The sequence below is a fragment of the Sorangium sp. So ce693 genome (assembly GCF_051521375.1).
GTDB lineage: Bacteria > Myxococcota_A > Polyangia > Polyangiales > Polyangiaceae > Sorangium > Sorangium atrum.
In genome coordinates this window covers 5,094,805-5,115,826 of the sequence record NZ_CP150347.1, presented here as the reverse complement: position 1 = coordinate 5,115,826, position 21,022 = coordinate 5,094,805, and the positions used below count along the sequence as shown (strand labels likewise).

Sequence of the window (21,022 nt, the reverse complement as noted above, 5' to 3'; positions counted from 1 at the left end):
CAGGCCTGAAGGATTGATTGCACGCTCGGCTGATCGCCCCGAGGGCTGTTTGAATCAGCCTTCGCGCCTACGCCGGTGGCCGGCCGTCCCCGGCAAACGCAGGGGCGATGGCGGCGGCCCCGAGCCACTCCCGCGCGAGCTCCAAGGTCTGCGCATTCTCGGAGACGTTCTGGAGGAAACCGTCGCGACGACGGAGATCGTCGATCCGCGCCGCGGTCGCGAGCAGGCGCTCGCGCGCGTCCGCGATGGCGGCGCGCGCCGATGGTTGGTCGCCGATCGCCTCGAGCGCCCGAGCGTACACGAGACGGGCGAGCTCCTCGCCCTCCTCGACCCTGCCGAGGGAGGCGAGCAGCGCCATCGCCTCACGCGCCTCGGCGAGCGCCTCGGACGGCCTCCCGCGCGCGTGGAGCGCGGGCACGCCCGCTGACGCTCACCCGTCGAGGAACCGCTCCAGCACCGGCACGAGCAGGGCGGGCGCGAGGTCGTGGGTGGCGCCCTCGATCGTGACCGCCCGTCCGCCGGGCAGCTGCGCGGCGAGCGTCTCGGCGACCCGGCGCATGACCGGCGCGCCCGCGCCGCCGGCGATCGCCAGCGTCGGCTGACGGACCTCCGCGAGCGCGGCGGTGATGTGCCCGTCGGCGACGATCGTCGCGTCGTAGACCAGGGTGTGCGCCATCGCCTCCAGCGCGGGGCGGAAGGGGGCGTGCCTGAGCTGGGCTACAACCTCGTCGGGGATCCCGACCATGCGCCGCTGGAAGTACTCCACGGCGTCCGCGGGGCATTCTTCTGATCAGAGGATCGGCGTCAAACGGAATCTAGGCGAGCACACTACACTGGCCAGGGGTCGTACCCTCCAGAGCGTGCGCCAGCGCCATCACCTCCATCACACCGCACGCGGTACACCGGCGAGCGGGGCCGGAGAACGGACGGATCAAGAGCTCGACCATACCGCTGCACAGCCGCGGTCTTCGGTCGACGGCGCCCGCGCGACAAGGGCGGGCCGCGCCGCGCCTCACGATTCTGCAGTGCCGCGACCACGCGCTGCTTGGACGCCCGCGTTCAACGAGCGACGGCCCGGCCCGAAGCGCTTGACCACGCGGACATCGATGGCCCCGAACTCGCCGGCGTCCACCTCGATTCCCGCGCGCGGAGCGGTCGCGGACCTCGACCCTGCGGCCTGTCTGCTCGAGCGCCATGTAGCGCGCCGTCGGCGCCCCGCGCACCTGCGGCCGCTCCGGAGCGAGAAACGCAGGCTTCCTGTCTGCTCCGGCGCCATGTACGACGCCAGCGCGATCGCGAGCTCGCCGGCGCCCTCTTCGACGCCGCGGCCGCTTCGCGGTCGACAGGGGCCGCGGCGCCGAGCCCGCGCTCGAGGAGCTCGCCGGCGACATGGCCGAGCTCGATTGATAACGATTATTACGTTGCTGAGCTCGCTTGCCGGCCCGGGTACCGGGTACCGGGCACGCGCCGAACACCGGTGTTCGGCGCGAAAGCCAAACTGTTTTCTACGGCGGACGCCGACAGGCGTCAGGAAGCAGGGAGCTAATGAGGGCAATTCCGCCTTGATGAGCGCTTCGGGTGGAGGGAGAATCGTCAACCACAACCCATGCTGAACGGAGCGTCGCCGTGAACCCGTTACCCCCTGGACCGAAATCGATCGACCCTGTGGCGTTCCTGCGCGTCCTGGTCGCCCCGCTGCCGGTTTTTCAAAATATGGTCGCGGAGTACGGCGATACGTTCCGCGCCCCGACCCTGAACGGTCCGTTCAACATCACGTGCGATCCGGACGCGATCCGCACCATCTATACCGCAGATCCGGACAGCTTCGACGCCTTCGGCGCCGGCGTCGCCGAGCCCGTCTTCGGGACGACCTCGATCGTCGTGTCGTCCGGGGCGCGTCACAAGCGCGATCGGAAGCTCCTCACGCCGCCGTTCAACGCCACTTCGATCCGCGCCTACAGCGCGACCATCGCCGAGATCGCTGCTCAGGAGGCCGCGCGCTGGACCCCTGGGCGCTCTTTCTCGATGCTGGAAGCGACGCAGAGCATCGCGCTCGACATCATCGTGCGCGTCGTGTTCGGCGTCGAAGGGCGCGAGCGAATCCGGATCGCGCGTGAGGCGGTCCTCCGGTTCGCCGACTCGCTGAGCCCCCTCATCTTCGTCTTCCCCTTTCTCCGGCGGGACTTCGGCGGCCTCGGCCCGTGGGCGAAGAACCGCCGCGCGCTCGCGGCCCTGAACGCGGTCATGGCCGACGAGATCCGAGCGCGGCGCGAGACCTACGAGTCGCGGAACGACATCCTGAGCCTGATGATGCGCGCTCGCTACGATGACGGCTCCGCCATGACCGAGGTCGAGCTCATCGACCAGCTCCGCGGGCTCCTCTTCGCCGGTCACGAGACGACCGCCGTCTCCCTCGCCTGGACGCTTTACTGGCTCCACCGCGAGCCTTCGACGCTCGAGCGCGTGCTCGCGGAGATCGACGCGCTCGGCCCACATCCGGATCCGAACGAGTATACCTCCCTCCCCTATCTCGAGGCCGCCTGTCTGGAAGGGCTCCGCATCCATCCGCCTGTGATCGACGTCGGGCGCGTTCCGCGCAGCCCGTTCGAGCTCGCGAGGTACACGATCCCGGCCGGCGAGGGCATCTGTCCGTCACCGTTGCTCCTCCATCACCGCGAGGACATTTATCCCGAGCCATCGCGCTTCCGGCCATCGCGTTTCCTCGATCGAAAATTCTCGCCCTTCGAATACATCCCTTTCGGCGGCGGCGGGCGCCGGTGTCTGGGCGCGGCGTTCGCGATGGCTGAAATGAAGATCGTTCTCGGCACCTTGCTCGCCGGTCATCGCTTCCGGCTCGCGAGCGACACGCCCGTCGCCTACGTGCGCCGGTCCATCACCATGGGGCCGAGGGGCAGCATCCCGATGATCTACGGCGGCAAGCGCGCCGTGCCTCCGGCGGCGGGACAGCCGCGAAGCAGCTGAGCGGCCTTGCCACCTGGGGCCCCACAGGCCGAGGGTGCGCTTTCATGCAATCGACGAAGGCCGGGGAAGCTGACCCCTCCGGTCTCACGGCCGCCACCCGGCCATGGCGGAGGCCGAGGACCGCCGAGGCCAGCCCTCTTGCCGCGACTTTTCGCGGCGGCGTTGGCGGGACCCCAGCCTGCACAAGGACAGCACGCGGCCTTCCCAGAGCTTCGGAAAGACGTCGCGCACCTCGGGGCGCGCCGCGGCCAGGACGAAGAGCGGCCGCTCCTCCAGCGTGCGCAACGCCACGTCGAGGAGCTGCACCGTCGGCCGATCTCCCCAGTGCAGATCCTCCAGCAGGACGAGCACCGGCGCCTTCGCGCAGGCCGCGCCGAGGAAGTCGAGGAACGCCTCGCGCACCTGGTCCGCCATGAGCGGGGCGTCACGCCGCGCGGATCGCAGCGCGAGGCTGTCCTCGTCCGGGAAGGGTGCGCCCACGATCTCGCCCAGGAACTCCGCAACGCGCCGCCGCTCGCCCGGGGCGATCCACGCCGCCACCTGCGCCAGCAGCTTCTCCCGCCGGATCTCCGGCGGCTCGCACTCGTGGATGCCGCACGCGCTCCGCAGCGCCTGGCCGAGCATCTCGAGGGGAGCGCCTGTGCGCAGCGTGTCGCCGCGCGCGATCCAGATCGACACCGGCTCGTCCCGCGCCCTGAGCTCCTGCAGAAGCTCGTTGGCCAGCCGCGACTTGCCCATGCCCGGCGGCGCCACGACCAGCGCCGCCTGCGGGGTCGCCTCTTCCACGGTCTCGGCGAGCAGCGCCCGCAGCATGCCGAGCTCGCGCTCGCGCCCCACGCACGGCGTGGCCTTGCCCAGGAGCAGGCGTGTGCCCTCGGCGACCGCACGCTCTCCATGCAACACGAAGACCCCATCGCCCTCGCGCACATCGAAGCGCGCGTCGAGCAGCCCCGCGACCACCTCGTCGAGCAGCACCGCGCCCGCCGCGCGGGACCGGGGTGTAAAGGCCGGGTCGGCCGGCGGGCGGGTGTCTCGCCCTTCAATGCCTCGTGGACCTCCTCGGCGCGGTATCCCTCGGTTTACACGATCTTGCGCAGATAATGGAACTTGGGATCCGTCAGATCGTCGGCCGTCAGCGCCCACCCCTCGTCCCGCGGGATCAGGTAGAGGACATCCGATTTGACGCTGGCGAAGCTCACGTGACCGAGGTTCTGGAGGATGTGGCCAAACACGTCGCGGCGCCACAGGCGATCCTTGGGAATGTCGCAGACCGTGCGGAGCATCCGATCCGTGGGTGAGCCCTGGATCAGCAGGAACGCCATCGTGAAGGTCAGGTAGCGGGGCTGGCCGCGGTACGGGTCCGGCGTCCCCGATGGCCCCTTGCGCGCGCCCTCCTCCGTGATCATGCCGCGGGACCACATGCCGTAATCGTTGAGCGCCCGGGAGTCGTCGTCGAAGTAGTCCCAGCACCCCTTCTCGATGGCGTGCAGATTGGACAGCAGCGCCATCTGCGCGCGGCGGTACTGGTACCACTTGTATTGCAGGCTCATCTTCTCGAACTGGACCTGGACGGCATCGTGCAGCGTGCGCTGCAGCGTGCTCCCGGGGTCCATGCGCGCGCACACCTCCATCGCGAAGATCGAGTGCTCCACGGTCAGCCTCCGTATCCGCCCGAAGCCCGGTTCCACGAGCCGCTCCGGCTGAGGGCCGCGCCGAGGATCACGCCGGTGCCGAGCGCCACGACGACTGGCACCGTCCCGAAGCCGTCCGGGATCGGCGACACCCCGCTCGACGCGGTGCCGCTCGAGAACGGCGTCGCGCGCTGCGTCGGCACGTACGATTTGCCCGGCCTCGGCGCGCTCGGCTCGACCGGCGCCGGGCGAGGGGGCGGCCCCCACGGATAATCCATCCAGAACCAGCCGTGCGACGCGGCGCGGCCGCCGTAGTAGTAGGGAGGCCAGTCCTCGGTCTCGTTCGCGGGCTTCGACTCCGCCGCGTCGGCGGCGAAGACGCTCGCGGCCATCAACGCGACGTCGAGGCGGCGCGACCGGAACGCAACGAAGTCGTCGTTGAGGTCGTCGGACTCGGTCGTGTCCCTCTCCGTGGGCACGATGACCAGCACATGGCGAACTCCCCTGTCCCAGAGCGCATCGGCGGACGGCAGCCTCGCGACATGCCGGTTGTCGAACTGCGCCGCGTCGTCCGAATAGGGCGAGAGCCGCTGCCGATCGAGGACGAGCATCGTCGCGCGGGGGCCGGGAACCGAGCGGGCGAAGAGCGGCTGGTAGTACGCCGCCGCGGCGAGCGTCAGGTGCGCCTTGACGACGCCCCGCGGGTGCGGCCAGTTGTCGAACGTGAACACCGGGTCGAACGCCTCCGCCGCGCCGGCGGCAAAGGCGACCGACTCGGGGCCATCGAGATCCACGATGACCGCGATGTCGCGGCGGAGGCCGCTGTCCGTCCGGGCGGCGAGGAGCAGCGACGCCAGCGCCTTGCCGCTCCGGTAGGCCCGGTCCATCGCAGGCGTGAAGATCGGCCGGAGCACGTCGCCGAGCGGCGTGATGGGCGCCGGATCCCCCTCGGCGACGAGCGTTGGCACGGCCGACGGCGACTCGAACAGCGCGGGCACGTAGTAGGCGCGCGCGCCCTCGTCCGCCGGCCTGAGGTCGGTGGACATCCTCGCGAGCGCGGCCCGGTCGAACGGCTTCTTCGACTCGCCGTCGAACGTCACGCTCTCCTGCGCGGCGCCGAAGCTCCAGCCGAACGTCCGCTGCATGTCGAGCGCCCGCTTCCTCTGCACCGCGGTCTCGTCGTCCGAGCACCCGTCGGCGGCCACGGCGATCGCGGCGGCCACCCCGACGAGCCCGACCGCGCCGAGCGCGGCCAGGATCGCGTTCCGCCGCGACGCGTCCTTCGGCGCGTCGGCCAGGCCCTTGTGCCACCAGCGCGCCCCGACGATCCCGGGCTTGTCGAGCACCTCGGCGCGCTCGAACGGCTCGTCCAGCCGGCTCACGCCGCGGCCTCCCCGGCGCCCTGCGGCGCACGCCCGGTCGGCGCCGTTGGCGCGGCCCCGGCCGCCCTGGCGTGGTCGCGCCGGAGCGCCTCGATGAACTCCGGCGTGAAGGTGCCGTCGATGCGCACCGAGTACCTGAAGTACGGGTCCGCCTCGACGCCGTGGTAATCGTGATCGTTGAACCAGTAGGCCCGGCCGGCGACCGCCGTCTTCCGCCGCGCCCGCTCGTCCCACAGGAACAGCCGCTTGTTGCCCGCGGGACAGAGCGTGATGAAGTGGTCGGGCTCGATGTCCGGCGCTCTCCCCTCCCCGTCGTGGTGCACCGTGCCGTGATCGTTGGCCTCGAGACCCATGATGTTGCAGCGCCCTATCGACGAGAACGGCAGGCGCTTCACGTAGGCGATCGTCCTCGGGAAGAACGATCGCGCCAGCCGGGTGAAGTCCTTGCCTTCACTCCGGCTCTTGTCGCTCCAGGTTCGGTTCGGGATGAGCTCGACATAGACCTTCCAGGGGAAGTACACCCCATGGCGGAACTTGAGCCACAGCATCTGCCGCCGCGAGAGCGGGATCTCTCGCTCCTCACCGAACTCGAGCGCGGCGCGCGCGGAACGATCGATCGACGATGGGTCGTCCGAGAGGCGCTGGAACGTGGCGAACTCCTCGTCGCCGAGGCCGCGGATCACCTCGCCGTAGTCGGCGAACGCCTCGCCCAGGCGCGACGGCGGCATGATGCCCATCGTGCGGTGGCTGCCGCCGGTGTAATCGATCGGCACCTGCGTGAGCCCGAGGCAGATCTCCTCGTGGATCTCGTCGAGCGGGGCGAGGTCGAGGTACGGCTCGAGATCGATATAGGGTCGCGCGAAGATGCCCTGGATGCCGGAGTCACAAGGAGGTTCGACCATGGGTCCGCCGCCGGAGCCGGGCGTCACCGCCCCGCAGGCCTACCCATATCACAAAGCGCACGGCGCCCCGCAAAAGCCCGAAACCCGACTGCGCATCGCGGCGGCGTGACGCGAGACCTTGGGCTTGTGAGGGCGCGGCGCGTTCTGTAGCGTGCGTCCCATGGGTCTGTCCTACGTCATGGGGTTCGGGCTGGGCACCACGCTCGCTCTGCTCGCCCTGCTGCGCATCGGGCAGAGGGTCTTCTCACCGGCGCACACGGTCGCCCGCGATCTCACCGAGAGCAACGCCGCCCGCCGGCTGCTCACGGTGGGCCAGGTCCTCGCGGTGTTCCTCGTCGCCGCCAACGCCGTGAAGAACTGCCTCGAGGGCGAGGGCTTCGCGCGCGACCTCCTCTGGGTGAGCGCGTTCGCCGTCGTGGGCCTGCTCCTCGTGCTCGCGACCGGCCACCTCGGGATCCGCCTTCTGCTCAGGGCGCGGCTCCCGGCCGAGATCGAGCGGGGCAACGCGGCCGCAGGGCTCGCGGCGGGCGCGCACTACGTGGCGACCGGGCTCATCACCTCGCGCGCGATCGCGGGCAAGGATCTCGGCGATCTCGCGATCTCCCTCGGCTTCTTCCTCCTCGCGCAGATCACGCTGCACGTGTTCATCTCGCTCTTCCGGGCGCTCACCACGTACGATGACGCCGAGCAGATCCAGGGAGAGAACCTGGCCGCCGCGCTGAGCTACGCCGGCGCCTCGATCGCCGTGGCCATCATCATCGCGCGGGCGCTCGAGGGCGACTTCGAGGGTCTCTTCATCTCTCTGAAGGGCTATGGCGGCGTGCTGCTCTATCTGTTCGCCCTCTACCCTGTGCGGCAGCTCCTCGTGCAGAGCGTGCTGCTCGGCGCGCCGCTCGCGCTGCGCGGCGGCCGCCTCGACGCGGGCATCGCGGCCGACCGCAACGAGGGGCTCGGCGCGCTCGAGGCGGCGACCTACCTCGCGACATCGATCGCCATCGCGCGCCTCCTATGACCTCCGCTGACCGCGCCTACGACGCCTTCGCCGCGAAGATCGTCGACACGGGCCTCATCACCGACCCCTGGTTCGACGGGGCCCCGCGCTTCCGCGAGGAGCCGGTGTTCGTCACCGCCGCCGAGCAGCGCGCCCTGTACCGCGCCGCCGAGGAGGTCGCGGCGGTCTACAACGAGCTTTGCCTGATCGTCGCGGACGAGCCGTCGCTGCTCGACGACTTCTTCTGTCTGACGCCCTGCCAGAAGGCGATGTGGCTCTCGTCACAGCCGCTGTGGCACGGCATCGCGCGCGCCGACGTCTTCCTGACGGACGAGGGCCCCGCGATCGCCGAGCTGAACTGCGACACGCCGACGGGCGAGGCGGAGGCGGTCGTGCTGAGCGCGCTCGCGGCCCCGGACCACCCGGGCGCGCGCGACCCCAACGGCGAGCTCGGCGCCCGGTTCTGCGCGATGGTGGACGAGGTCGCACGCGCGCTCCTCGGAGAGGCCGCGACGCGGCGCCTCGGCCTCGTTTATCCGACGGAGTTCACCGAGGACCTCTCGGTCATCCGCCTCTACAGGCGCTGGCTCACGGAGCGAGGGTATTCCGTGCTCCTCGGCTCGCCGTACAACCTCGGCCACGACGATCGCGGCCTGTCGCTCTTCGACGCCCCCTTCTCGGTCCTGCTGCGCCATTACAAGACGGATTGGTGGGGAGAGCGATCGAGCGTGTGGACCGACGAGCAGATCCCCGACGCCGAGCCGCTCGCCGGCCCGCTCGGCGCCGTGCTGTCCGCCGCGGCCGACGGGCGCGCGGCGATCCTGAACCCGCTCGGCGCCGTGCTGCCGCAGAACAAGCGCTCGATGGCGTTCATGTGGGAGCACCTCCATCGCTTCTCGCCGCACGCGCAGTCGGTGATCCAGCGTCACGTCCCGGTGACGTCGCGGCTGGAGACGGTGCACCCCGAGCTGCTCCTCGCGCAGCGCGAGGAGTGGGTCCTGAAGAGCGATTACGGCGCCGAGGGAGAAGAGGTGATCCTCGGGCGCCACACCCCCGACGACGTCTGGCGCGCGTCCCTGGCCAAGGCCCGGGAGGGGCGGTGGATCGCGCAGCGGTACTTCGCCGCCCTGGAGAACGCGCGGCGCGAGTCGGTCAACTACGGCATCTATCTAATCGCCGGCGAGGCGTGCGGCATCTACGCGCGCGTCCAGGCCGGGATGACGGACGCGGCAGCGCTGAGCGCGCCGGCGCTGGTGCGGTAGGAGCGTTCGCAGGCCGGACGCGCCCGCGGGCGGCTACTGCGCGGGTCGGGCCGGGGCATCCATGCTGCGCACCGCGCGGAACGCGTCGGCGGTGGCCTGCGTGTTCTGCGTCGTCACGATCTGGAGCCGGTCCCCCGTGCGCCGCGCCACGTGCACAAGGATGCCCTGCATGTCGGGCACGGGCTGGCCATCCGGGGTGATGACGCCCGTCAGCTCCCATGCCCAGCGGACGACAGCGAGCTCCGGCGTGACGAAGCGTGTCTCGACACGCACGCTGGCGAGGCGGCTCTTTGCAAAGACGGTCTTGTGAATGCCGACGTGATTCGCACGGATCTCTTCCCGCCCATGCCACCACATCCCGAAGATGTTCACGAAATCGGCGTCCTCCGCTTGAAGCGCGGCGAACGCATCCATGTCGTGCCGGTTCCAGGCGTCGTTGAAGGCGGCGACGAGCTGCTCTCCCAGCGCCCCCTGCTCGCGTGCGTCGGGCGCCGCCGCCGCGCTGGCCGGCGCTGGCGCCGCCGGCGCAACGGGCTGGGGCGTCGCGGGGGCACACGCGAGGACAACGAGCGGCAGCGCGACCATGGCGAGGGCTCTATGCATGGGGCGCCACTTACTGCGAACCGGCGCGGGACGTCAACCGGCGCCGCGCTCGATCGGGCTTCGGGTCGACCCGCTGGCTCCGAGGGCGGTAGAGCTGCCTCGATCACGTGGAACAGGCGTTGACCCGCTCGCACCGTCATCGAGGATCAGCGCTCGGCCGGATCGCATGTTGCCAGGACGACCGCGGATAGGTACGCTCGGGTGTCCGCTGGGTCCGCTGCGCACAATGCCCGGCGGCGCTGGAGGCGATGAACGGCGCTTGCGCTCACAGCATCCTGGAGGAGCTCGCGTTCACTGCGCGCCGCCAACTCAGCGTGACCTCATGATGCTTGAGGGCCAAGGTCGAATATCCGGTATCACGGTCGCGTACCAGGATGTCTGAGGAACGCGCCCCAGGTTGACATTCCCATGACCAGGGCGCGACGGCCCGGCGACCCGACCCAGGTTGACGGATGAGGAGAGAGATGCATCGATTTGTCTTCAGAACGTGCGGATACGTGGCCACGATGTGCCTGCTCGCGCTCGTGGCTTGCGGTGACGACGAGGCCTCCGACGAGACGTCCACGTCGACATCGGGGAGCGGGGGCGCCGGCGCTTCAGGCTCGGCGGCCTCGACAGGCTCGAGCGGCACGAGCGGGTCAGGTGATGGAGGCGGGGGCGCCGGCGCGACGGGCTGTCCAGAGCTCGCTGGCCGCGTCCCCATGCCGGAGCTCGGTCCGTGGATGTATGGGCCTCATCCCGGACCGTGCGCCCAGACGGACACGGAGATGGACACGGGAGTCGAGACGTCGATCGTCTACGAATACGACGGCCAGCATGTCATCGGAGCGATCGAGACGCGGGGCAGCGATACCCACACACACACCTTCGACTACGAGGGCGGTCGAATGATCCGCATGACCCGGACCGGCGCGGCCGACACCCGTGTCCTGGAAATCGACTACGACGACGACGCGCGGGCGATCACCTTCGGCAACGACGATTACTTCGTCCGATACGATCACGATGACCAGGGGCGCCCCGCTCAGCTGACGTTCGACCGCTTCACGGATGATCTGCCGACCATCACGACGGAGATCGTCTACGATGGTTGTCGTCTCGTCCGCCGGGAGCAGGGGGTGAGCCCGCTCGACGGCACGCCCAGCCCATCGATCCCGGCCTTTACCTACGTCTTCGACGGCGATCTGCTGGTCGAGCGTACCGGGGAGACGTTGCACACGGTTTACGACTACAGCTGCTGGTGATCAACCCGGCGGATTCGCCGGCGCGTGGCCCCCGAGCGCGCGCACGTCGTCCGCCGTATCGACGTCGATCGCTCCGCCCGCCCAGTCGATCGCCGCGACATCCTCGGCGCGCAGAAGGCGGCCGGCGCCCTGGTCGCCCTGGAGGCGCGAGAGCGCGTCCCAGCGAGATCGATCGAACACCGCCGGCGCGCCCACGACGCCGCTGAACCGCGACGCGGCGATCGGCGCGCCCGAGAGCCAGGCCTGCCGCAGCGCGGTGAGGTGCTCGACCGTGAGCAGGGGCTGGTCCGCGAGCGCGATCAAGAGCGCGTCGGCCTTCGAGGCCTCCGCCCACCGGACCGCGGCGCGGACCGAGGAGGCGATGCCCTCTTCCCACCCATCGTTCGCGATGTGCGCGACCTCCAGATCGCCGAGCGCGCGCGCGACCGCGCCGGCGCTCGCGCCGAGCACGACGCCGACCGGTCCGGATCGGGCCTCGACGCACGTGGTCGCCACGCGCCGGACCAGCGGCGCTCCGTCGAGCTCGACGAGCTGCTTGGGGCGACCGAGGCGACGTGAGCCGCCGGCGGCGAGCACGACCAGCGCCACGCGCGCATGCAGGGGTCGGGCGCGGGCGCGGAGCTTTCCCCCCTGCGCCCGGCGCGCGACGGCCTGGAGCTCGCCCACGATCGAGAGCGCGATCTGCTCGGGCGTCTCGGCGCCGAGATCGAGCCCTATCGGCGCGTGGATCCGCGGATCGTCGCCGGGGTGGCCGATCTCGGCGAGCAGATCGCGCGTGCGGCGCGCGGGCCCGAGCACGCCGATGTAGCGGGCGCGCGACGCGAGGGCGACCGCGAGCGCGTCGCGATCCGGCGTGAGCTGATGGTGCATGATCACGACGTATGGCTCAGCCGCGGCGTCGATGAGCGCGCGGAGACGATCCGCCGCGCCGCCGGTCGAGACGACGCGATCCGCGGCGCGGAACCGGGACGCCTGCCGGATCGTGGGACCGGCGACCGTGACCCGGAACCCGACGGACGTCGCGAGCGAGACGATGGACACCGCGTCGTGACCGCCCCCGAGCACGAAGAGCTGCGGCGACGGCGCGATCTTCTCGACGAGCACGGTGATCCCGAGCCCGTCGAGCTCCACGACGCCGGCCGGCCCCCGCGCCGCGGCCTCGATCGCGGAGCGCGCGGCCGGATCGGTCACCGGGTGCGCGAGCGCGCACGGCGGACCGAACGCGAGGCGCGCGCCGACCCGGACCGCGCCGGCCGTCGAGAGGATCACCGTGACCAGCGTGCCGGTGGTCTCCTCGGCGAAGCAGGCCGCGGCGAACGCGAGCGCGTCGTGCGTCGCTCCGGCCGCGACGTGCTCGAGCAGGACATCGACGACGCCGTTGCAGCCGAGCCCCACACCCCACGTCTCTCCGTCTTCGGTTGTCGAGTCGTAAGTGACCACCACGGCGCCATCGCGGCAGCGGTGCTCTCCGCGGAGCATCACGTCGCCCTCGAGGCAGCCGCCGCTCACACACCCGGATACCCAGCGATCGCCGGCGACGAGCATCCGCGCCCCCGGACGCCGGTACGACGACCCCGACACCCGCACGACGGTCGCGAGGAGAAACGGGGACCGCTCTGCTACCAATGTCGCCGCTTCGCGCACGATCCGCTCAAGCTCGTTCATGCGCTCGGCATCATTCACCCTTCATGAGGCCCCCGCCAGGGCGTTCGCCGTCGCTGGCGACGACCGGACCCTCTCCACGCCGCCCGGCCGCTCGCCGTCGGGCGTTGCGTTACAGGACGCCGGCGAGCCGCTGGCCGATGGTGAAGAAATGATAAGGACATGCGCAGTCGCTTGACGGCGCGCCAGCTCAAAAGTATGGCCTGGACGGCCATGAAGCTCGATGTCAACGGCGTTGTTCGTGACGTGGATGCCAGTCCGGAGATGCCCCTGCTCTGGGTGCTCCGTGATCTACTGGGATTGACCGGCACCAAATACGGCTGTGGCATGGCCCAGTGCGGCGCCTGCACGGTCCACCTCGACGGCAAACCTGCGCGCTCGTGCGTCCTGCCGGTGTCGAGCGTCGGGACGCGCAAGGTGACGACGATCGAGGGCCTGTCTCCCGACGGGTCGCACGTGGTGCAGCAGGCGTGGGCGCAGGCCGACGTCGTCCAGTGCGGGTACTGCCAGTCCGGGCAGATCATGACCGCGGTCGCCTTGCTCGAACAGAAGCCTGATCCGAGCGACGCCGACATCGACGCTGCGCTGTCCGGAAACGTGTGTCGGTGCGGGACGTACGTTCGTGTCCGCGAGGCGGTGATCCTCGCGTCGAGGCTCAAGCGAGGTGGCAAGTGACCGTCTCCCGGCGTGACTTCTTGCAAGCGACCGCGGGCTCGGCGGCCGGGCTCCTGATCAGCTTCTACGTCCCGCAGGGGGTCCGCGCCGCGCCGAAGGCTGCGCAGCCGCCCCCGCTCTCGCCGAACGCGTTCGTTCGCGTCGGCACCGACGAGTCCGTGACCGTGGTGCTCGCGCACTCCGAGATGGGCCAGGGCATCTGGACCGGGCTCGCGATGCTGATCGCCGAGGAGCTCGAGTGCGACTGGTCGAAGGTGCGGTCGGAGCACGCGCCGGCGGCGCCGGTCTACGGCCATCCGGCGTTGCAGTTCCAGATGACCGGGGGGTCGTCGACGACGAACGGCGAGTTCGAGCGGTATCGCACCGTCGGCGCGATGGCGAAGGACATGCTGCTGCGCGCGGCGGCCGCCCGGTGGAAGGTCGCGCCCGCGGCGTGCACCGCCGCGAACGGCGTCGTCACCCACGGCAAGGACAAGCTGACCTATGGCCAGCTCGCCGAGGAGGCGATGAAGCTGGCCCCGCCGGCCAAGGTGAAGCTGAAGGACCCCAAGGACTGGAAGCTGATCGGCACCCTCGTGCGCCGCATCGACACGCCGGAGAAGGTCACGGGCAAGGCGCAGTTCGGGCTCGACGTGCACTTCCCCGGGCTCCGCACCGCCGTGGTGCTCCGCCCGCCGGCGTTCGGCGCCAAGCTCGTCAAGTTCGACGCCGCCGACGCCCTCAAGGTGCCCGGCGTCGAGAAGGTCGTCCCCACCGCGAACGGCGTCGCCGTCGTCGCCGCGCATTTCTGGGCCGCCAAGCTCGGGCGCGACGCGCTCCGCGCCGAGTGGGCGCAGCCCGAGGGCGGCGGGGTCGACAGCGCCAAGCTGCTCGCCGAGTTCCACGCGCAGGCGCGGACGCCCGGCGTCGTCGCCGCCAGCGTCGGCAAGGTGGAAGACGCGCTCGCCGCCGCCAAATCGCGGCTCGAGGCGGAGTACGACGTGCCCTACCTCGCGCACGCGCCGATGGAGCCGCTCAACTGTACGGTCAAGATCGACGGCGATCGCTGCGAGATCTGGACCGGCACGCAGTTCCAGACCGGCGACCAGATGGCCGCGGCGAAGATCCTCGGCACGACGCCCGACAAGGTCCAGATCCACACGACGTTCCTCGGCGGCGGCTTCGGGCGACGCGCCAGCCCCGCGGCAGATTTCGTCGGCGAGGCCGTGATCGTCGCGAAGGCCGCCGGCGTGCCGGTGAAGGTCGTGTGGACGCGCGAGGACGACATGCGCGGCGGCTTTTACCGCCCCGCCTTCGTCCACCGGATCCAGGTCGGCGTCGACGCGCGCGGCGTGCCGACGGCGTGGGATCAGGTGGTCGTGGGCCAGTCGATCGTCGCCGGCACGCCGCTCGAGTCGTTCGTCACGAAGAACGGCGTGGACCTCACCTCGGTGGAAGGGATCGCCGAGTCGCCCTATGTCGAGCGGACGCCCGCGCTCCGCGTGTCGCTGCACTCGCCGAGGACGCCGGTCACCGTGCTGTGGTGGCGCTCGGTCGGCAACACCCACACGGCCTTCGCGGTGGAGAGCATGGTCGACGAGCTGGCGCACGCCGCAGGGCAGGATCCGCTCGCGTACCGCCTCGATCTGCTCAAGGACAAGCCGCGGCACGCGAACGCGCTGAAGGTCGCCGCCGAGAAGGCCGGCTGGGGCACCGCGCCCGCGCCGGGACGGGCGCGGGGGCTCGCGATGCACGAGTCGTTCGGCTCCATCATCGCCGAGGTCGCCGAGGTCTCGATCGAGAAGGGGCGCATCCGCGTCCACTCGGTCACCTGCAGCGTCGATTGCGGCACGGCGGTGAACCCGCTCGGCATCGAGGCGCAGATCCAGGGCAGCGTCGCTTTCGGCCTCACGGCTGCGCTCTACGGCAAGATCAACATCGCCGAGGGGAAGGTCCAGGAAAGCAACTTCCACGACTATCCCATGCTCCGGATGTTCGACATGCCGCGCATCGCCGTCCATCTCATCCCGAGCAAGGCCAAGATGGGCGGCATCGGGGAGCCTGCCACCGCGCCGATCGCGCCTGCCGTGGCGAACGCAGTGTTCGCGCTGACCAAGCAGCGGCTGCGCTCCCTTCCGTTTCGCCTCGCCTAGGAACTGACCATGATCCGATCCTCTCTTGTCCTCGCCTCTCTCCTCGCCGCGTGCGGGGGACAGACGCCCGGGGCCTCGCAGGCGCCCTCGCCGTCGCCGGTCAGCCGCGAGACCGCACTCGCTGCGTTCGAGACCGTGCGCGGCGTCCTCCAGCACCCTCGCTGCCAGAACTGTCACCCCGCCGGCGACGTGCCGCTCCAGGGCGACGAGGGCCGCCTGCACACGCAGTTCGTGCTCCGCGGCCCCAAGGGCCACGGCATGCCAGGCGCGGAGTGCACGACGTGCCACGGGCCGACCAACCCGCCGAACAGCTTTGGCGTGCACGTGCCGCCGGGCGTCTCGAAGGGCTGGCACATGCCGCCGCCCGAGATGCCGATGGTGTTCGTCGGTGTCGCGCCGGGCGCCCTGTGCGAGCAGATCAAGGATCCGAAGCGCAATGGCGGCAAGGACATGGCGGCGTTGCGCGTCCACCTCGACGATCCCCTCGTGACCTGGGGCTGGAACCCTGGCGCTGGCCGCACGCCCATCCCGACGCCGCGCGCCGAGTTCGTCGCTGCATGGGAGACCTGGGCCCGCGCCGGCGCGCCCTGCCCGGGTGGATGATCGACGGTCACGCGCTTCGCCGTCGGGCAGCGCCTGCTCTATGATGCGGCGCATGGGGTCGTCTCCCGCCTCGGCATCGGGTCCGTGTCGGCGCGCCGGCGGCACGTCGTCGGCTCTCCTTCAGCTCTTCGTGCTCGCGGCGCTCGTCGGGTGCAGCGTCGAGGAGCGCCGCTTCGTCGGCGGGGGCGGCGGCGCCGGCGGGACAGGTGGCGCCGCCGCGGGCGAGGCGAGCAGCGACGCCGCATCGAGCAGCGGCGCCGCGTCGAGCAGCGGCGCCGCGTCGAGCAGCGACGCTGTGTCGAGCGCCGGTTCCGGCGGCAGCTGCACGGGGCCATCGGATTGCCCTGCCCCGGCAGAGCCCTGCCAGGTCCCGGCGTGCGTCGCCGGAAGGTGCGGCACAGCGCCGCTGCCCGAAGGGACCGAGATCGCGCCGAAGGCGGACGACTGCCAGCGCCTCCTCTGCGATGGGCGCGGCGCTCAGGTCGCCGTCGCCGCCGATGAGCCGGAGGACGATCACAACCCGTGCACGTCGGACACCTGCGTGGGGACGACACCCAAGCACACGCCCCAGCCAGGGTCCTGCCCGGCGGGACGCTGCGACGACGCTGGCAACTGCGTGCCGGCCGAGTGCTCGCGTGACGCCGAGTGCGGCGCCTCGACGGAATGCCTCCGGTACACCTGCGATAACGGTCTCTGCGCGGCGCAGCCCGCGCCGGCGGGCACCTTCTGCAACTCCCTGCAAGATCAGTGCGACGGCGCCGGCAGGTGCATCGACTGCGTGAACAGCGGCGGGTGCGGAGAATGCTGCGTCTGCTCCGCGGCCGGCGTGTGCGTCCAGGCGTAAGTCGAACGCGGCGACGGCGAAGGCGGGCGGCGCCGCTACCGGTCGGCCGGGTCCTGGCAGTAGAAGGCCTTCAGCTGCTCGTAGAGCTCCGGGTGCTTCGCCCTGAGCTTCCGAGGCTTCTCGAAGAAGGCCTCGGTGACGACAGCGAAGAACTCGGCCGGGTTCGTCGCGCCGTACGGATCGATGACCGTGCGCTTGAGGGTCGCCTCGTCGCGGAGGAGGCGCTCGTACTCGCGGCCGAGGATGCGCGCCCACGCCGCGTACATCGAGCGCTCGGGCAGCTCGGGCGCGCCGTCGGCGGGGCCTTCTTCCTGGTCGAGCTGGTGCGCGAACTCGTGGAGCACGAGGTTGTGACCGTCGCTCATGTCCGCCGCGCCCGCGAGCACGCCGTCCCACGCGAGCACGACCGAACCCCGCGACCACGACTCTCCGAGCCGCGCGCGATCGCCCTCGACGACGATGCCCCCCTCCCGCACCTCCCGGCCGCGGGCCACGTAGGTGCTCGGGTAAACGAGCACGACCTCGAGCTCAGGGTAGTAGTCGGTCTCGCGGTGCAAGAGGAGGAGGCACGCCTGGGCCGCCACCGTGACCCGGATCTCGTCGGTGATCTCCAGGCCGCCGCACCCTTCGAACGGCTTCTCGTCCAGAAAGACCTGGATATGCCCGAGGAGCTCCTGCTGGTCCTCGGCCGGAAGGCGGCTGAAGCAGGGCACGTTCCGGTCGAGGATCTCGCGCCACGCGGGCGGAAAGGGCTCGCGGCGGACGGCGTCGCGCCGCCGCTTCCTGAGGAAGGCCAGCATCGACGACCACCTTACCCGCTCGCCTGGCGCCATCGGAAGAGCGGTGAGCGGCCCTCTCGGAGTGCCCGTACCGCAGCAGCGGACCACCACCGGCTGCTGCCATGGCAGCAACGAGGGGCCGCCGCGCAGCAGGCGTGCCGCCTGCGGCAGTTCGTCAGAGCCGGCTCTGCGCCTACGCCTACGCCTGCGCCGTCGCCTGCGCCGCGCCGGCCGCGCGTACGCCCGTCGCGGGCACGGCCTCCGGCGTCGATCCCGCCTGGGTCAAGCGCCGCTTCGCCTCGGCGACCACCTCGCTCGGCAGGGGGCCCTTCTTCGCGAACTCCAGGTTGTCGCGCAGGTGCTTCGGGTCCCGGGTCCCGACGATCGTGGTGCTGAGTCCCGGGTGCGACAGCGTGAAGCGCAGGGTGAACTCGATCCGGGTCTGGCCATCGAGCAGCTCGTCGAGCCTGGCTCGCTCCCACCGGTCCTGCATCGTGGTGCCCGGCAGCATGGTATTCGTGCGCTGCCAATCGGTGGGCGCGCCGCGCGCCACGCCGCCGCGGATGATCGTCCCGGCGCCGGCCTGGGCGGCCTTGCTGATCACCTCTTCATGCTCGCGCTGCAGCGCGGAGTACGGGATCTGGAAGGCGTCGAAGACGCCGAGCTCGATCTGCTCGACCAGGTTGGGCAGCGTGCCGGAGACGCCGAGGAAGCGCACCTTCCCCTCGCTCTTGAGCTTCAGCGCCTCTTCGAGGGCGCCGTCCTGCTCGAACTCCTGCCGGGTGAGGCTCCGGTGAAACTGCACCAGATCGAGGTGGTCCGTCTTCAGCAGGCGCAAGCTGTTCTCCACGCCGTGCCGGATGTTCTGCGCCGTGTGCACGTGCTCGCCCTGGGCTCCGCCGACCACACACCCGCATTTCGAAGCCAGGAAGTACTCGTGCCTGCGGTGCGAGAGGAAGCGCCCGATCCGCTCCTCGCTGCGACCGTAATCGATGGAGGTGTCGATGAAGTTGATCCCGGAGTCCAGCACGTCGTTCAGGATGCGCTCCGCCTCCTGATCCGAGAGCTCAGGGCCCCGCGGGGCGCCTCGCAGCTCCATGGCGCCGAAACCGAGGGTGGTGACGCGGACGCCGGTGCGTCCGAGCAGGCGAGTGGGCAAATCGGTCATGGTCTTCCTCCGAGAGCGAACACGAGCTGGTCGCGGCGGCTGGCTGCGCCGCTGAGCGAGGGATGTTTGTATTACGCGCCACACACAAGACGCGTGATTCGCGGCAGCGCTGGGCGCCCCGCAATCTGCATCTGCAGAGTCTGCAAACCGTGAGCCAAGGGCGGGCCAGGCGGAACGCCGCTTGACGCCGCCGCCCCTCGCAGAAACCCTGGCTCCTCCTCCGTGACCCCGCGCCCCGCGACCCAGCCGGCCACGGTCTTCGCGCAGGCGCTCGGCATCGCGGTCGTGACCGCGTCGCAGCGCGACGGCATGGCGCCGCCCGAGGTGTGCGCGCGCGTCGGCGTCGACCCTGCGGTGCTCGGCCGCCCCGACGCGCGGGTGACGCACGACGAGCTCTGCCGCGCGTGGGCCGCGCTCTCGGCTGCGGACGAGTCGTTCGGCGTGCGCGCCGCGGTGCTCGTCGACGCCGCGCCGCAGTCGCTCGTCGAGTACACGTTCGCGAGCGCGGGCGACGTGCGCGGCGCGGTGCGGGCGTTCCTGCGCTTCCAGCGGCTCATCCACGACGCCGCCGCGCACACGTTCGAGGAGGGGCCGGCCCACGTGACGTTCCGCTTCGCGCTCGCGCCGGGCCACACGGCCCCGAGCGCTGTGTGGGACTACCTCGCGGCGACCACCGTCCTGCGCTTCCGGCGCGCCGCGACGCCCCCCCGCGAGCCCACGGTCGTCCGCCTCGTGCGCCCGCCGCCCGCGGAGGACGCGCTCGCGCGCAGCGTCTTTCGCGCGCCCATCCGCTACGGCGAGCCGCGCGCCGAGGTCGAGTACCCGAGGGCGGTGCTCGACGCGCGGATGAGCACCACCGACCCGATGCTCTTCGCGCTCCTCGCCCAGCAGCTCGAGCGCGCGCTCGGCTTGCCCGCGGGCGAGCACCGCGTGCTCCCGCGCGCCGAGGAGGACGTGCTCGCGCGCGTGCGGCGCGAGCTGCGCACGGCGATCCCGCAGGGCGAGGCCACGCTCGACCGCGTCGCGGGCGCCGTCGGCCAGAGCGCGCGCAGCCTCCAGCGCCGCCTGTCCGAGCGCGGGACGAGCTTCCAGGCGATCGTCGACGACGCGCGGCGCGCGATGGCCGAGGAGCTCCTCGCGGCGCACCGCGCGACCGTGACCGAGGCGGCGTTCGCTGTCGGGTTCACGGACGTCGCCGCGTTCACCCGCGCGTTCAAGCGCTGGAACGGCGTGCCGCCCGGCGCGTGGTCCCGCCGCCGCTGATCTGCTCCGGCGTGGAAGCGGCGTCGAGCGGCGCCCGGCCGCGCCGGCCCCGAGCCACCGCGGCCGCCGACGTTCCCGCTCGGGACGCCCATGACGATGGACACGAGGGCGAATTTTTCCTGCCCCCCTACACAACGCTTCGGTAAGACCTTACACAGCCCGCCGTGGCGGCTGCCCGGCGCGAAGCGCCCCCATCGAGCGTCACGTCCTCGTGCTAGGATGCGCCCGCCCGCCAAGAAAGGTGCATGATGTGGCTCGATCGGGTCATCAAATCGCTTTTACCTCGTGAAGAGCACTTCTTCGACTTGCTCGAGCGGGGCGCCGACTGCGCCCTGCAGAGCGCCAACGTCCTCTCGGAGTGCTGCAGCGCCCGGAGCGCCAGCGAGAGGCAAGCCCTGGTCTCGCGCATCACCGACATCGAGCACGCGGCCGACGCGGTGATCCGCGACGTCTACGACGCTCTCAACAAGACGTTTGTCACGCCGCTCGATCGCTCCGACATCTACGCCCTCGCGACCGACCTCGAGAACGTCTCCGATCGCGTCCACTCCACGATGATGCGCGTCGTGGTCCACGCCATGGAGGATCTCCCGCCGGCGAGCCAGGAGCTCGCCGCCAAGATCCTGGAGGGGTGCAGCGAGATCCACAGCGCCGTCAAGCTGCTCCGGGGGATGAAGCGGGTCGCCGAGATCAACCGACATTGCAAGGCCATCGCCAAGCTCGAGCACGACGGCGATCAGATATTCCGCTCGGCGATCGTCGACCTCTTCAACACCGAGAAGGACGCTATCCACCTCATCAAGCACAAGGAGTTCCTCGAGGGGCTCGAAAACACGCTCGACGCCTGCGATGACGTCGCCAACGCGCTGGAGGCGCTGGTGATCAAGAACGCCTGAGGG

General features: G+C 70.9%; 20 protein-coding genes. 10 read left to right on the top strand and 10 right to left on the bottom strand.

Going from position 1 to position 21,022, the window contains the following annotated elements; genetic code table 11:
• Window positions 1-67 precede the first annotated feature (67 nt).
• Window positions 68-418 (bottom strand): hypothetical protein, encoded by a 351-nt coding sequence (locus tag WMF14_RS19115; protein WP_437802836.1) that lies wholly within the window; start codon window positions 416-418, stop codon window positions 68-70.
• Between the two features lie 12 nt (window positions 419-430).
• On the bottom strand, window positions 431-766 hold the full coding sequence (locus WMF14_RS19110) for an alpha/beta fold hydrolase (RefSeq protein ID WP_437802834.1): 336 nt from the start codon (window positions 764-766) through the stop codon (window positions 431-433).
• An 860-nt stretch (window positions 767-1,626) separates the two neighbouring features.
• On the opposite strand from WMF14_RS19110, the gene WMF14_RS19105 reads away from it, so the two are divergent.
• On the top strand, window positions 1,627-2,982 hold the full coding sequence (locus tag WMF14_RS19105) for a cytochrome P450 (RefSeq protein ID WP_437802832.1): 1,356 nt from the start codon (window positions 1,627-1,629) through the stop codon (window positions 2,980-2,982).
• 84 nt (window positions 2,983-3,066) lie between these two features.
• Here WMF14_RS19105 and WMF14_RS19100 read toward each other — a convergent pair whose 3' ends face one another.
• The 4 genes from WMF14_RS19100 to WMF14_RS19085 all read right to left on the bottom strand — a co-directional run bounded on the left by WMF14_RS19100 (window position 3,067) and on the right by WMF14_RS19085 (window position 6,897).
• Entirely contained in the window at window positions 3,067-3,957 is an 891-nt protein-coding gene (locus WMF14_RS19100) for an AAA family ATPase (protein WP_437802830.1), read from the bottom strand.
• Window positions 3,958-4,061: 104 nt separating this feature from the next.
• Window positions 4,062-4,634: a hypothetical protein gene (locus tag WMF14_RS19095; RefSeq protein ID WP_437802828.1), complete on the bottom strand. Its 573-nt coding sequence runs from the start codon at window positions 4,632-4,634 to the stop codon at window positions 4,062-4,064.
• Window positions 4,635-4,636: 2 nt separating this feature from the next.
• The gene (locus WMF14_RS19090; protein ID WP_437802826.1) at window positions 4,637-5,995 is read right to left on the bottom strand and encodes a hypothetical protein; all 1,359 of its coding nucleotides are present in this window, start codon (window positions 5,993-5,995) and stop codon (window positions 4,637-4,639) included.
• Complete coding sequence (locus WMF14_RS19085) at window positions 5,992-6,897, bottom strand: hypothetical protein (protein ID WP_437802824.1); 906 nt, start codon at window positions 6,895-6,897, stop codon at window positions 5,992-5,994. Before WMF14_RS19085 ends, WMF14_RS19090 begins: the two co-directional genes overlap by 4 nt.
• Before the next feature lie 160 nt (window positions 6,898-7,057).
• Between WMF14_RS19085 and WMF14_RS19080 the strand changes: the two genes are divergently transcribed.
• Both WMF14_RS19080 and WMF14_RS19075 read left to right on the top strand, forming a co-directional pair.
• Entirely contained in the window at window positions 7,058-7,909 is an 852-nt protein-coding gene (locus tag WMF14_RS19080; RefSeq protein ID WP_437802822.1) for a DUF350 domain-containing protein, read from the top strand.
• Window positions 7,906-9,150 (top strand): glutathionylspermidine synthase family protein, encoded by a 1,245-nt coding sequence (locus WMF14_RS19075; RefSeq protein WP_437802820.1) that lies wholly within the window; start codon window positions 7,906-7,908, stop codon window positions 9,148-9,150. The genes WMF14_RS19080 and WMF14_RS19075 overlap by 4 nt, the downstream gene beginning before the upstream one ends.
• A gap of 33 nt (window positions 9,151-9,183) precedes the next feature.
• Here WMF14_RS19075 and WMF14_RS19070 read toward each other — a convergent pair whose 3' ends face one another.
• Window positions 9,184-9,753 (bottom strand): SgcJ/EcaC family oxidoreductase, encoded by a 570-nt coding sequence (locus WMF14_RS19070; RefSeq protein WP_437802818.1) that lies wholly within the window; start codon window positions 9,751-9,753, stop codon window positions 9,184-9,186.
• A gap of 464 nt (window positions 9,754-10,217) precedes the next feature.
• Between WMF14_RS19070 and WMF14_RS19065 the strand changes: the two genes are divergently transcribed.
• Window positions 10,218-10,997 (top strand): hypothetical protein, encoded by a 780-nt coding sequence (locus WMF14_RS19065; RefSeq protein WP_437802816.1) that lies wholly within the window; start codon window positions 10,218-10,220, stop codon window positions 10,995-10,997.
• Here WMF14_RS19065 and WMF14_RS19060 read toward each other — a convergent pair whose 3' ends face one another.
• Window positions 10,998-12,662: an NTP transferase domain-containing protein gene (locus tag WMF14_RS19060; RefSeq protein ID WP_437802814.1), complete on the bottom strand. Its 1,665-nt coding sequence runs from the start codon at window positions 12,660-12,662 to the stop codon at window positions 10,998-11,000.
• Window positions 12,663-12,872: 210 nt separating this feature from the next.
• Here WMF14_RS19060 and WMF14_RS19055 point away from each other — a divergent pair, with 210 nt between their 5' ends.
• From WMF14_RS19055 to WMF14_RS19040, 4 genes are read left to right on the top strand one after another with little or no spacing between them, the layout of a single operon-like run.
• Window positions 12,873-13,334, top strand: a complete 462-nt coding sequence (locus tag WMF14_RS19055; protein ID WP_012235968.1) for a (2Fe-2S)-binding protein — start codon at window positions 12,873-12,875, stop codon at window positions 13,332-13,334.
• Window positions 13,331-15,466 carry a molybdopterin cofactor-binding domain-containing protein gene (locus WMF14_RS19050; RefSeq protein ID WP_437802811.1) on the top strand — a complete coding sequence of 712 codons (2,136 nt, stop codon included), beginning with the start codon at window positions 13,331-13,333 and terminating at the stop codon, window positions 15,464-15,466. The genes WMF14_RS19055 and WMF14_RS19050 overlap by 4 nt, the downstream gene beginning before the upstream one ends.
• A 9-nt stretch (window positions 15,467-15,475) precedes the next feature.
• Window positions 15,476-16,069 carry a hypothetical protein gene (locus tag WMF14_RS19045; RefSeq protein ID WP_437802809.1) on the top strand — a complete coding sequence of 198 codons (594 nt, stop codon included), beginning with the start codon at window positions 15,476-15,478 and terminating at the stop codon, window positions 16,067-16,069.
• Window positions 16,070-16,121: 52 nt separating this feature from the next.
• Window positions 16,122-16,913 (top strand): hypothetical protein, encoded by a 792-nt coding sequence (locus tag WMF14_RS19040; RefSeq protein WP_437802808.1) that lies wholly within the window; start codon window positions 16,122-16,124, stop codon window positions 16,911-16,913.
• A 35-nt stretch (window positions 16,914-16,948) separates the two neighbouring features.
• On the opposite strand, the gene WMF14_RS19035 is transcribed toward WMF14_RS19040, so the two are convergent.
• Both WMF14_RS19035 and WMF14_RS19030 read right to left on the bottom strand, forming a co-directional pair.
• Window positions 16,949-17,713, bottom strand: coding sequence for a zinc-dependent peptidase (locus WMF14_RS19035; protein WP_437802806.1), 765 nt, complete (start codon window positions 17,711-17,713; stop codon window positions 16,949-16,951).
• 178 nt (window positions 17,714-17,891) lie between these two features.
• Window positions 17,892-18,860, bottom strand: coding sequence for an aldo/keto reductase (locus WMF14_RS19030; protein ID WP_437802804.1), 969 nt, complete (start codon window positions 18,858-18,860; stop codon window positions 17,892-17,894).
• A 222-nt stretch (window positions 18,861-19,082) separates the two neighbouring features.
• Here WMF14_RS19030 and WMF14_RS19025 point away from each other — a divergent pair, with 222 nt between their 5' ends.
• Complete coding sequence (locus tag WMF14_RS19025; protein ID WP_437802801.1) at window positions 19,083-20,123, top strand: AraC family transcriptional regulator; 1,041 nt, start codon at window positions 19,083-19,085, stop codon at window positions 20,121-20,123.
• Between the two features lie 245 nt (window positions 20,124-20,368).
• Window positions 20,369-21,019, top strand: coding sequence for a DUF47 domain-containing protein (locus WMF14_RS19020; RefSeq protein ID WP_272098642.1), 651 nt, complete (start codon window positions 20,369-20,371; stop codon window positions 21,017-21,019).
• The last annotated feature ends 3 nt before the right edge of the window (window positions 21,020-21,022 follow it).